The organism is Kiloniella laminariae DSM 19542 (genome assembly GCF_000374005.1).
In the GTDB taxonomy this organism is placed as follows: Bacteria; Pseudomonadota; Alphaproteobacteria; order Kiloniellales; family Kiloniellaceae; genus Kiloniella; species Kiloniella laminariae.
On the sequence record NZ_KB893135.1, the window covers coordinates 549636 to 561370 of the forward strand.

Sequence of the window (11735 nt, forward strand, 5' to 3'; positions counted from 1 at the left end):
TCGGTATTGGCTTAGCGTTTCATCTGGTGCTGGATTGCCTCTTCGGTAAAGACCCGCAGGCCCAGTTCGGGCCGATAGCCATGGATTTCCTTCACATCCAGCTTGCGGAGAAACTCGATAATTTCCATGCTTGCCACCTGCCCCGGCACCAGGATCGGAAAGCCCGGGGGATAGGGGATGATAAAGGAGGCAGAAACCACATCACGCCCTGCTTCCATCGCATCATCGAGCGAGCGGTCACCCAGGCTCATGTATTCACAATTGTTCGCATCATAAGCGAGGAAAAAGGCCGTCCGCGAATCTCCTTCATCTCCGGGCAACTCTCCACTGGGACGGAACGCGTCGTGAAACCGCGAAAAGTCCGGGAGGGGGGGCAGATCTTCGACAACCGACTTGACCTTCAGTTCATGGATACGGCGTTCGGCCGGGCTCATGTCCTCAATTTCCTGTTCCAGGTCGTTGGCAATCTTGACCAGAACCTCGATCAGATAGGCGACAGAACTGCGCGTGGTGCCGATGTTGGTCATAAACAGCACCGAATTACGCGAGGTCTTGTTGACCTGGATACCATACTTGTCCATCAGGACTTTGTTCTTAAAGGTATCCCCGTCCATCCCGGTTTGGCCGACATAGAGTGTAATGCGGGTCGCATCAAGGCAGAACTCGTCAATTTCCCAGGCATTCCAGATATCATTCCAGCCCTGTTCCAGATCGTAATAACTCTGGATACCGGACTCCCGGAACTCGGCAGGCACCATGTCCCCCACCGTGAGAATACGGAAGAATTTGCGCAGCTGGGGATGGGTCATCACAGTCTGGCGCAGGACCATCGCCATCTCGACCTGCTTTTGTACCAGCTCGAAACCTTCCAGCTCGACCTGTCGCCGCCCCACATCCAGCGATGCCAGGATCTGGTAGTTCGGCGAGGTTGAGGTGTGGGTCATATAGGCTTCGTGAAAGGACTCCTCGACCTTAGATTTGAAATCCTGGTCGTGAACATGGATCATCGATCCCTGGCGCAGCGATGTCAGTGTTTTGTGTGTAGACTGGGTCGCATAGGCGCGGATCCGCACCTGATCAGGATCGGGGTAAAGCCGGCGGCTGAGCCAGGCCTCATGATCATCCGGGTCAAGGTCCGCTGTTTCATCCTGATAACGTGTGTACTCTTCGCGATAGCTTTCCGACTTGTACCTCTCGCGCAGATGCGCCGCCGAAAACATCGCTGTACGCTGGCGATAGGTGGGGCCGAAACGGGCAAAGCCGAACCAGGCCTCATCCCAGAGGAAAACCAGATCAGGTTTGATCGCCAGACATTCTTCCATCACCCGCTGGACATTGTAGATAACCCCGTCAAAAGTACAGTTGGTCAAAAGCAGCATCTTGACCCGGTCAAGCTTGCCTTCACTGCGCAGTTTCAGAAGGCTTTCCTTGATCACCTTGAGCGGCACCGCCCCGTACATGGAATATTCACTGAGCGGATAGGAATCCAGATAGACCACATTCGCTCCGGCCAACACCATGCCGTAGTGATGGGATTTGTGGCAGTCGCGATCAACCAGCACAATATCATCGGGACGGACCAGCGCCTGAACCACAATCTTGTTACAGGTCGAGGTGCCGTTGGTGGCAAAGAAAGTCTGCTTGGATCCAAAAGCCCTGGAAGCAAGATCCTGGGCTTCCTTGATCGGCCCGCTTGGCTCGAGCAAGGAATCAAGCCCGCCCGAGGTCGATGAGGTTTCTGCGAGGAAGATATTGATCCCGTAAAACTCTCCCATGTCCTGGATCCAGTGGGACTTGATAATCGACTTGCCGCGGGAAATTGGCAGCGCATGAAACACGCCCGTCGGCTTGGAAGAGTATGTTTTCAGTGCGGTAAAAAACGGGGTCTTGTAGCGGTCTTCTACCCCACGCACGATATTCAGGTGCAGTTCAAAAAAATCTTCACTGTTATAGAACACCCGGCGACAGGTCTTACCAACCCGCCCCGCCACATCCTCAACCGACTGATCAGTTACAAGAAACAGATCAACCTCGGGCCGGATGCGGGAAATTGCATCGGCAAGAATGATTCCGTATTCGCTGGAATCAACATCATCAATACCGTCAAGTTTGGTATCCCTGAGATACTTACTCAGAACCGGCAAGCCATTTTCAGAATGGAGATCAAAATTGAACCGGATCACCACCGACTGAATGCTGTGGTTAAAGGAAACTGCGATCAGGGCATCATCAAGACTTGGGACAAAAATCGGCGCGTAGGTACAGCGGTCTTCGTCCCGACGCATTCCTGCCAGCGCCGCCCGTTGGGATTCCGCTTGGGCATTGGTCAGGTCATCGACGATCAGGACTTCAAAATAGGGGCGCTTTCGGGCGCGATCAAAACTGGTATAGGGGGCTGATTCAATGCCAGAATCCCGTTCAGCTTCGGTCTCGGCAGCACCATCAAGAATGATATGTTTTCTGCGATATTCACCGCTGAGCAGTGCAGAAGCTATCCGGGAGACCTTGTTCGCGAGAAGATCAAATTCTTCGAGCTGTTCATCACGAACCAGTTGTTGGAAAACTTGGGATCCCGGAAAGGCCCAGTAGATTTCGACCGGAGCAAGATAGGCGAGCAGCTCGCGGACCTTTTCAATATTTTTTTCCCGGTTCGTACCGCCATTGGCAATCTGGCGGGTGGTGCTTTTTAATTTGTTCCAGGTATCAATGCGAAACTGCGAGGCGTTGTAATAATGACTGAGTGATTGCTGGTTATAAATCTTTTTAGCTTTCGCCATTTGTCCCTCTTCCCTGCTAACTTATTTTTTAACATGATTATGGGTACCGATTTTTTGTAACCTTAGCCTCTTTCCGGGCTGTTCCTTCCATTGTCTTCTTGGAAAATCCACTGCTGTCAGTTCACCTGTGACCCAGATGAACTGACAGCGTCTATATGTTTAACTGTGAATATTGCGGTGGGGCATCTGAAGAGGCCCCAGACTGTCGTGATATTCGTGACTAAAGCGGGATCTGTCATAGACAGAGAAATCGACATTGCGGTCACGGAAGCTTTTGAGAACCTGCCCCAACCCATTCTGCCCCAGTGCGCGCTGACGACGCACCAGATCCATATCGATCTCAATCGGGATGATTTCCTCGCTGCCCCGGGCTTCGTAAAGCATGTTCCCACCCGGTCCAACCACACAGGATCGTCCAATACCGCCCGCTCCGATACCATTGATATCAAAAACATAACACTGGAACTGGGCCGCAGTAGCCCGGGCAATGGCAAGCTCGACATCCCTGTCTGTCGTTCCCGTCAGGACCGGATGCAGCAAGACTTCCGCCCCCATGGCCGCAAGCGTCCGGGTGGTTTCCGGGAACCAGATATCATAACAGATCGAGAAACCGAAACGCCCGACCTGGGGAACATCAAACACCAGGAACTCTGTCCCGCCAGTAACCCCGGTTTCGTAAGGCATAAAGGGGAACATCTTGTCATAGCGACCCACGATCTCGCCATTGGGATTGATCACGACCGAGCTGTTGTAAATACCGGTTTCGCGGCGTTCAAACATCGAACCGGGTATCAGCCAGATTTTATGCTGAGCAGCCAGTTCCTGAAAAATCTCTATCTGCGTGGATATTGTTTCAGGGTGATTACCTTGTAGCGGGCCAAAGGGAGCAAGCTCGCTAAAAAGGATCATATCGAGCCAGGGGAAACGAGCAAGAGCAACCTCAACCCGCAACTTCATGGCAGAGATATTTTCCTGACTTGCGGATACATACATCTGTATCCCTGCGATCGAAAACGGTGTCATCTATCTCTTTTCAATTTATTCCGATCCCTCAGAAAAAGATCAGAAACAATAATTTAGATCGAACTGCCCGTCCTCTATCAGACAAAAATCTGATAGAGGACATAGCAGAACACATTAACCTGCGCGCTGTCTAGCCCACGGCACACTGAACCAGTGCGGTCTCCAGAAGATCAAGCCCCTCGTCAACCACAACATCAGAAGCCGTCAGAGGCACCAGAATGCGGATCGTATTCCCATATATACCACAGGACAGCAGGATAAGACCATTTTCCAGGGCCTTGGCACAAAGCTTCTTGGCCATATCAGGGTCAGGTGTGTTTCCGGATTTGTCTTTCATCAGCTCAAAAGCAATCATGCCTCCGAGATTACGAACGGCTCCGATTGCCGGAACATCATTGCGGTTGCTCAGCGCATGCAGCCGATCCGTCGCTTTCTTGCCCAGTGCGACCGCCTTGCCATTCAGACCTTCTTTTTCAATCACATCAAGAACAGCCAGGGCCGCAGCACAGCCAAGCGGGCTACCGCCGTAGGTTCCGCCCAGACCGCCAGGAGCCGGCGCATCCATAATGTGTGCCTTGCCGACAACACCGGAAAGCGGGAAGCCACCAGCCAAGCTTTTGGCCATGGTAATCATATCCGGTTCAACGCCGGAATGTTCGATAGCAAAGGTTTTTCCTGTCCGGGCAAAACCGGTCTGGATTTCATCTGCGATCAAAAGGATACCATATTCATCACAGATCTCGCGCAGCTTGCCGATGAACCCAGGGGACGCGATATAAAAGCCCCCTTCTCCCTGCACAGGCTCGATGATCAAAGCGGCAATGCGATTGGGATCAACATCTGCTTTAAAGATCGTCTTGAGCGCCTCAAGTGAATCTTCTTCGCTCACGCCATGGTTTGGCATCGGGTAAGGTATATGGAAGATATCACCCGGGAAGGGACCAAAACCAACTTTATAGGGAACAACTTTACCCGTCAGCCCCATGGTCAGGTTGGTGCGGCCATGAAATCCGCCAGAAAAAGCAATGACACCCGGGCGTCCTGTGTGGGCGCGGGCAATCTTGATCGCATTCTCCACTGCCTCTGCACCGGTCGTCAGGAACAGGGTTTTTTTCGGGGTCGGCCCGGGCGCCAGACGGTTGAGACGTTCGGCAAGCTCCACATAGGTTTCATAAGGCACAACCTGATAGGCCGTATGGGTGAAACGCTCCAGCTGCTGCTGAACCGCCGCCATAACGTCGGGATGGCGGTGTCCAGTATTCAGCACAGCAATCCCGCCCGCAAAGTCAACATAACGTCGGCCTTCAACATCCCACAGCTCGGCATTTTCAGCCCGGTCAGCAAAGACATTTGTTGCTGTCGCCACACCGCGCGGAATCGCATTATCCCGTCTTGTCGTGAGTGAAGAATTATTCATCATCTTTTCCTTATCTGATTGAGAAAGGCTGCAAAACCTCCCTGACACACCTTTCGGAAAGCGTCGGGGTTTCTCAGCCAGTCGGCCATTTTCAGCCGTTTAATGCCATTGCGATATCAATAATCGGAACCGCATCCTGCCCGGAGGACAAGGGCTGTTCAGAATTTTGAACAGATGTATTCTCATTGTTGTCCTGCCCAAAAGCAAGAGGGCTGATAAGGGCAGCGCGTTTTTTGATCTCTTCCTGACTGAGAACCTCGGTTTTTTTACTCAGGATCCAGACATGCCCAAAAGGATCGACCAGTTTCCCCGTCCGCTCGCCCCAATAGACATCTTCCAGCGGCAGCAACACATGGGAATAGGCTTTGACTGCACGCGCCCAAACGGCATCCAGTTCCGGAAGATAGAGCTGCAAGGCTGTGGGTGCCCCGCCCAAAGAAGCAGGAGACAGGATACCATAGGCGGGCATTTCATCGTTGAGCAAAATAACGGAGTTTCCGATTTTCAGTTCTGATCTTAAAATCGTCAGACCATCATCGGATAGCAGTCTTGAAAGCTCTTTGGCGCCAAAAATCTCACAATAGAACTCAATGGCTGCCGCAGCATCCTGCACCACAAGAACCGGCGTAGATGTATGGTATCCCTTGGGTACCGGGTTAATCTTTCGCGCCAATTTTTACCTCTATCTTCTTTCACTGCATCTCCGGGGATGCTATTACTTAAAATTCATCATGGATCATGCTGTAGTAAAAAAAGGAACCTGTCAACAACATGGATCAAGATGTAGCGTTAGGCGTGACCCTGACCATTACACAGTCCGACCTGCCTTTTCTGCGGACGGCAGCAAGGCTGGGTGAATTTCCGGTGGTCTATCGGGTTCACCGACAGCAAAAAGGCGGGGGCTTTGGCGACCAGAGCAAACATCCCTTTTCTTGGGGAGTTCTGGTTTATGTCGACGGGCAACTTGCCCGGATCAATTCAGCCCGCGGGTTTGGCCGGGAATGGAATGATCTGGCCCGGGTCGAGCGTTGGCTCCGCGCCCAGGGTTTCCGTTACTGGTGGACCAGAAATGATCTTGAACCCATCGGCGACCTGACAGGTATAGACGAGGAAGACGAGGACCTTGCCCCGATTCCTCAGGGTTTTTATGCCCCATAACATCCTGAGGGTCTTTGTGAAGCAGTGATCAGCCGCGGTACCCGCGTTGGGACGAAAGTGCCTGCAACAGATCGGGGCCACCCAGCAGTCCCAGCAAATGCGGTACCATCAATACAAAGACAATCACACCAAGAAACTGGATCGCCGTCGGTGAGATCCAGCGGATTGTTCCCGGAACCCGCGGACGGCTCGCCCACCATCCCGCTGCAGCCACAACAGCTGCAGCCCCTGCCATAACAGCCAGGGTTTCATATAAATCCGGTCCCGGCATTGTGTCTCGCTGATACAGAGTTTCTAAAAACCGCGAAAGTACGGCCTCTTCTTGCCTGATCAGATATTATCTGCCCGGCATACAATCAAGCTGAATGATCAGCTGCGGTTGAGAAATGATCCTTACGCAAAAAAAACGGCCCTGTTAGCAGGACCGTTTTTCAATAGGAATGATATGGTGAATCAGGCAGAATATTGCTGAAGCTTGGTTACCAGATATTCCACCTCGTTCGGGCTGAGTTCCTGATCAGGCAATTCAAAGACGGTTAGAAGCCGCTCAAGCAACCGGCTGGCAAAAACCTCGCGGTCATTCTGTTCACCGCTGTAATCCATTTCCCGATGCACTCGGATCGCCGCTTTTACAAAGGGGAAATAGGCCATCAACATCCCGGCTTTGGTATAGAGTGATTTCAGACCCAGAGCGCCTTCATCATGGATCAGGGCCTGAGCATTCTTCAGGGGAATACCTGCCAGCTCCGACATGGCACATTCAAAAAACATCATATCGCCAGTACAAAGTGCCCGCAGGACCAGTGACGGGGTTAACTTACCGCTCTTGTTCAGCTGCTTGACCAGTTTGACCAGCTCCTCATGGCTTGACCCATTTTTAAGCAGGGAAACAGTCGCCCGTTCACGAACTTGCAGGATCAGATTGGAAGCCTGATCAAAATCGAGATCTTTCCTGCTGACCACGTATTCCTGCAGACGGTCAGACAGGGAACTCATCAGGCGTTGGGCAATTGAGGCGGGAAGCGAAGGGCGACGGGATAGAGATCCCGAAACCATATCGCTTTCCTTGTACTCGTTCATCACCCTGCCATAGGATTTTTCAGTAATCGCCGCACCTTCGTTAGAGACCAGCTTGGCAACGGCGTTTTCATTTCCCGTATCAATAACAGCCTCGGACACAGCTTCGGACACGTTGGACCGCAGGGCAATAGCCTCCTGCTTGGCCGCGCCTTCCGAACGGAGAATGGCAATCAGGTCCTCATCAGAGAATACTTCTGAATATTTCAACACGGGCAGGGAAACAGATTCCACATCCCGTGCCATAGCCAGAGCAACATCCCTGGGTAGATCCTCGGAAGCCTTGAGAGTATTGGCCAAGGCTTCACGAACAACAAGTTCAGCATCCTTGACCAGGGCCCGAAAAATATCTTCGGCAATTGCCCTTTCCTCAGCCGTAAACTCTTTCGACTCAAAGTGTGAGGCAATTTTCGCCGTTGTCTGGGCCCGGACGACGGGAGAAGGATCTGCCAGAAGTTTGGCGACATCTTGCTGCGATAGACTCATAGCTCTCCAGCTTCTTTCAACCTGCGCATCGGCCTATACCGGAATGGTATCCCGACTCTTTCAGCCCCTATTATCAGGACGTCCCGTTAATTCATGTTTAATAACAAAATAAAATTTGCCTCATATTTGTAAAAAACATCCTCAAGACAACATAATATTTTAATATTTTTCAACAGCTTACCAAGATTTTGCATCTTGATCACAACTAAAGCATGACACAACTATATCACAAAAGACAAAAATTCTCGTCAAAGGAATTCCGCATAAATTGATAAATATCGCAAACACACAATCATAAATACGCAATCTTAAAAGAAAAACGCTTCCAGTTGCCCCTGTCAGAAAATGGTTTTGTCTCCGCTTTTCCAATCTGCCAGGCCATAGCTGCCCATAATCGACGTGATCCTGCCTTGGGCAATCATTTCGGACATCCTCTGGTCAAAAAGGGCCATCGCCCGCTGAATGAGATCGCCCTGTGTCGCATCAGGACTAAAGGCCATATAGATCTTGGCAGTAGAGACGCAGCCAGCTGTTTTAATCCGCTCGGACAGCTGTGCCTTTTTCAGCTCATACAAGGTCGAATTCAGTGTAAAAATAAAGCTGTCCAGCCTCTTTTTCTCGACCATCCGGGCACTCAAAGGGACATATTTGGCGGTATAGGAATTAATGTAGAAGTTCTCTTGATGTTTGCTCATGTAATCGTTGAGTTCCTCAATCGACCCTCCACTGATGACCCCGATGCGCTGATTTTGCAAAGAATCTTCACCGATATAGCGCCAGTCGGACTCACGAGAGACGAAGAAACACATCTTCTGGGTCCCAACCCCTTCATCAGGAAAGAGCAGCCCCGGCGCTTCGGATCTGGCAGGGGACAACAGCGCATGGGCTTTGCCCGAGCGTGTCAACTCGATCGCATGCACCCAGGAATAGATATTGATTTCCAACTCAAAGGGACTCCCGGCAAAGATCTCTTTAACGGTATCAACAACATAACCTTGGCGGAGATCATTGGGGCAAACTTGCGGACACCAGTCTATCGCAGCTATTTTAAGAACCTCCGCCCGAGCAGTGGATCCACCACTCCAGCCCAGGTACAGGGGGGTGATAATCAGGAGAAACCTCAACAGGTAGATCATCTTAGCCCTCATCACCGGAGCAACAATGCTGCGCAATATTGGAGACGAAATCTCGCCCCTATTCTACCCTCTCAGTCTTCAAAGATACCAGAAGCAAACCGACAAAGGAATAACGTCCTTTCGGCATTAGCCGATCATAAAGACGTCATAGCGCGTCGACTTGCCGATGATCTGGTGAGAAGGTTTCCTGATTCCGGCCAGAGGATCAGCCTTGGCTGGCCACTTCAGGACCACCCGTTTTTTCGCAACTGACAAAGCCATTTTCATCAAGTCTTCCGCATCCGGGTCAGCCCCGACAAAAGAACGCAAAACCCGCATTTCCTTTTTCACCAACGCCTTGGTTTTGCGCGGAGGATGCATGGGATCAACGATCACAACCTCAGGTGAAAGTCCGGGCAGAAGCTCTTTCGCATCTCCAAAAAGCAAGGTCATACGGGCGATAATCTGCGCCAGCTTCTCGTCAGCCTCACGCGCTCGCGCCATCCCAGTTTCAAGCATGGCATGGACTTCCGGTGAGCGTTCGATCAGCGTAACTTCGGCGCCAAGCGAAGCCAGCAGAAAAGCATCACGGCCAAATCCGGCCGTCGCGTCAACCACATCCGGTGTGCGCCCTTTGGTAAAGCCAGCGGCTTTAGGCAGATCCTGTCCCCGTCCCCCGCCAAAGCGCCGACGGTGCCCCACCGCCCCTCCGGCAAAATCACAAAACAGCACGTCGGACTGATCCTCACCTGGATCAATGGGAACAGCCAGATCCCCGTTATCAGTCCTGTCTTTTTTGCGCACCTTGCTTGTCTCGTATTCTGTTGGAACTGAATATTCCCTGCCGCCCTGCCTCTAACAAAAGATAGGTAATAAGGCACTTGGCACATCCTGATATTTTCTACGCGATACCGCTTCCCCGGTAAACTGCTTTAACGCCTGAAAAATAAGGCACCTGAAGAACAAGGCAAAAGACGCCCCGGATCAGCTCCGGCAACTCCCTTTATACTCTAGCTGTTCAGATGCCTCTGAATTAAATCAGCCCGGTCTATTTCGTTGCCCCCTTGGCAATTGAGGCAAAAATCACGTCCAGTTCCGCCGCCATAACATCAAGGTCAGCATTGCCATATGGGGCAAAGACCGCCGTGGGTTTCTGATAGGTCAGATTGGCCGTTTTGTCTTCATTTTCCGTCAGATAGAAACGGATCGGTGCTTCTATTCCTGCGGGCAGGGAAGCTTCCAACATGCGCCGGGCAAAGTCATTACGATAGACACCCACCACCATATTTCCGGGAATGGTAATACCCTGCCCGGCCGCACCCGCGCTGGCCGATGCCCGGGTGACAAGGCCCATCTTGTTATCCTTGATAGCTGTCTCCAAATCGGCAACCAGCACCGGGAAGACCTTATCTGTCTTGATCACCACCATGCCGTCCTGGGGGAAACCCTGATCAGCCCGCGCCGGAGAAAAAGAAGACGGCGCAATAATCAGCCCCAACCCCATAAGAAGCCCGGTAAAGAGAGACAAGACCCCGCCCTCAGTCGGAAAGAGGGTCTGAAAAAAAGTATAGCGACGCCGGATCATAAGGACTTCTCCTGAGTGAATAATAAGGCCGGGGCATCCCGGAAAGCGATTGCAGCATAGCCCCCGCACGACAGCAAGCGCCCCTCACTGTAACGTGATCCCGACCCTGACTTTGCCACAGCAGAACGCCGGACAAGGAACAGGCCAGGCTTTTACGCAAAAAAAAGGTTCTGTTGCAGAATCCGTCATAATTCTGCATTAATCGCGCTTGGGTCACATCAAGGCCACAACATAGCTCCCTGACCGGGTGCAGGACTTATTCTGACTGAGATCAGCCAGATCACGAAAAGGAACCAGAAGCAGATGACCATCGATTTGAAAGATCATATCCGGCCGGTTCCAGACTATCCCAAACCCGGTATCCTCTTTTATGATATCTCGACCCTGCTTGCCCATCCGGCGGCCTGGCACGAAACCATCGAACGCCTTGCTGCAATTATCGAAAAAGAAAAGCCCGATGTGCTTGCAGGCATTGAATCTCGCGGCTTTCTGTTGGCTGCGCCTCTGGCACTGCGCCTGGGTCTGGGCTTCATCATGGTCCGTAAAAAAGGCAAGCTCCCGGGCAAGACCATCCCCTACAGCTATGATCTGGAATACGGCAGCGATACCATCGAAATTCAGGAAGACGCGATCAAACCGGGCCAGCGGGTGGTCATGCTTGACGACCTGCTCGCCACAGGCGGCACCATGGAAGCTGCTGTTGCCCTGCTGAAGCAGGCTGGTGCCGATGTGCGCATGGCCGCCTGCATTATCGAGCTGAATTTCCTCAAGGGCCGCGAGCGCCTCGCCGGACTACCCGTCACCACCCTGATCCAGTACGACGACTAGGGTCGATTGCACCTAGTAAAAAGAAATAAAAAAAGGGGCTGAAGTAGCTAATGGTTAGTGTTTCGCGTGTTTATACCATGATTTTAGCTGCTTCAGGAGGTCTGCATGGTTGCCTCCGTTGAAGCGCCATTCACACTCCTTCAAGAACCAGTAGAAATTGTCCGGCTTGATGCCGTTGTACTTGCGCATGTGGCGCTTGGCTTGGTTCCAAAAGTTCTCGATCCCGTTGATATGATTCTGCTTGTCGGCAAAGAGCTTTGAATGGTTGA

General features: G+C 51.9%; 11 protein-coding genes and 1 pseudogene. 2 read left to right on the top strand and 10 right to left on the bottom strand.

Annotated elements, in window-relative coordinates; translation table 11 throughout:
• Positions 1–11: 11 nt before the first annotated feature.
• The 4 genes from B152_RS0107415 to B152_RS22915 form a co-directional block, all read right to left on the bottom strand.
• Positions 12–2777 carry an aminotransferase class I/II-fold pyridoxal phosphate-dependent enzyme gene (locus tag B152_RS0107415; protein WP_020591775.1) on the bottom strand — a complete coding sequence of 922 codons (2766 nt, stop codon included), beginning with the start codon at positions 2775–2777 and terminating at the stop codon, positions 12–14.
• Between the two features lie 159 nt (positions 2778–2936).
• Positions 2937–3800: a carbon-nitrogen hydrolase family protein gene (locus B152_RS0107420; protein ID WP_026261363.1), complete on the bottom strand. Its 864-nt coding sequence runs from the start codon at positions 3798–3800 to the stop codon at positions 2937–2939.
• Positions 3801–3930: 130 nt separating this feature from the next.
• Positions 3931–5217 (bottom strand): 4-aminobutyrate--2-oxoglutarate transaminase, encoded by a 1287-nt coding sequence (gabT, locus tag B152_RS0107425; RefSeq protein WP_020591777.1) that lies wholly within the window; start codon positions 5215–5217, stop codon positions 3931–3933.
• 91 nt (positions 5218–5308) lie between these two features.
• Positions 5309–5890, bottom strand: a complete 582-nt coding sequence (locus B152_RS22915) for a VOC family protein (protein WP_211212156.1) — start codon at positions 5888–5890, stop codon at positions 5309–5311.
• A gap of 98 nt (positions 5891–5988) precedes the next feature.
• On the opposite strand from B152_RS22915, the gene B152_RS26205 reads away from it, so the two are divergent.
• Positions 5989–6375 (top strand): hypothetical protein, encoded by a 387-nt coding sequence (locus B152_RS26205; RefSeq protein WP_020591779.1) that lies wholly within the window; start codon positions 5989–5991, stop codon positions 6373–6375.
• A 28-nt stretch (positions 6376–6403) separates the two neighbouring features.
• On the opposite strand, the gene B152_RS0107440 is transcribed toward B152_RS26205, so the two are convergent.
• The 5 genes from B152_RS0107440 to B152_RS0107460 all read right to left on the bottom strand — a co-directional run bounded on the left by B152_RS0107440 (position 6404) and on the right by B152_RS0107460 (position 10638).
• Positions 6404–6646: a hypothetical protein gene (locus B152_RS0107440; RefSeq protein ID WP_020591780.1), complete on the bottom strand. Its 243-nt coding sequence runs from the start codon at positions 6644–6646 to the stop codon at positions 6404–6406.
• Between the two features lie 182 nt (positions 6647–6828).
• Complete coding sequence (gene spbR / locus B152_RS0107445; protein WP_020591781.1) at positions 6829–7938, bottom strand: SpbR family protein; 1110 nt, start codon at positions 7936–7938, stop codon at positions 6829–6831.
• A gap of 338 nt (positions 7939–8276) precedes the next feature.
• Positions 8277–9074 carry a substrate-binding periplasmic protein gene (locus B152_RS0107450; RefSeq protein WP_020591782.1) on the bottom strand — a complete coding sequence of 266 codons (798 nt, stop codon included), beginning with the start codon at positions 9072–9074 and terminating at the stop codon, positions 8277–8279.
• Between the two features lie 126 nt (positions 9075–9200).
• Complete coding sequence (locus B152_RS0107455) at positions 9201–9857, bottom strand: class I SAM-dependent methyltransferase (RefSeq protein ID WP_020591783.1); 657 nt, start codon at positions 9855–9857, stop codon at positions 9201–9203.
• A 244-nt stretch (positions 9858–10101) separates the two neighbouring features.
• Positions 10102–10638, bottom strand: coding sequence for a DUF302 domain-containing protein (locus B152_RS0107460; protein WP_020591784.1), 537 nt, complete (start codon positions 10636–10638; stop codon positions 10102–10104).
• Positions 10639–10947: 309 nt separating this feature from the next.
• On the opposite strand from B152_RS0107460, the gene B152_RS0107465 reads away from it, so the two are divergent.
• Complete coding sequence (locus B152_RS0107465; protein WP_026261365.1) at positions 10948–11466, top strand: adenine phosphoribosyltransferase; 519 nt, start codon at positions 10948–10950, stop codon at positions 11464–11466.
• A 54-nt stretch (positions 11467–11520) separates the two neighbouring features.
• On the opposite strand, the pseudogene B152_RS25790 reads toward B152_RS0107465, so the two are convergent.
• Positions 11521–11735: pseudogene (locus B152_RS25790) on the bottom strand (IS1595 family transposase); the annotation flags it as partial.

What these genes read in the sequence shown, in the direction of transcription:
- B152_RS0107415 (WP_020591775.1), bottom strand. Translation starts at nt 2,777, where the DNA reads ATGGCGAAAGCTAAAAAGATTTATAACCAGCAATCACTCAGTCATTAT.
- B152_RS0107420 (WP_026261363.1), bottom strand. Translation starts at nt 3,800, where the DNA reads ATGACACCGTTTTCGATCGCAGGGATACAGATGTATGTATCCGCAAGT.
- B152_RS0107450 (WP_020591782.1), bottom strand. Translation starts at nt 9,074, where the DNA reads ATGATCTACCTGTTGAGGTTTCTCCTGATTATCACCCCCCTGTACCTG.
- B152_RS26205 (WP_020591779.1), top strand. Translation starts at nt 5,989, where the DNA reads ATGGATCAAGATGTAGCGTTAGGCGTGACCCTGACCATTACACAGTCC.
- spbR (WP_020591781.1), bottom strand. Translation starts at nt 7,938, where the DNA reads ATGAGTCTATCGCAGCAAGATGTCGCCAAACTTCTGGCAGATCCTTCT.
- B152_RS0107440 (WP_020591780.1), bottom strand. Translation starts at nt 6,646, where the DNA reads ATGCCGGGACCGGATTTATATGAAACCCTGGCTGTTATGGCAGGGGCT.
- B152_RS0107460 (WP_020591784.1), bottom strand. Translation starts at nt 10,638, where the DNA reads ATGATCCGGCGTCGCTATACTTTTTTTCAGACCCTCTTTCCGACTGAG.
- gabT (WP_020591777.1), bottom strand. Translation starts at nt 5,217, where the DNA reads ATGAATAATTCTTCACTCACGACAAGACGGGATAATGCGATTCCGCGC.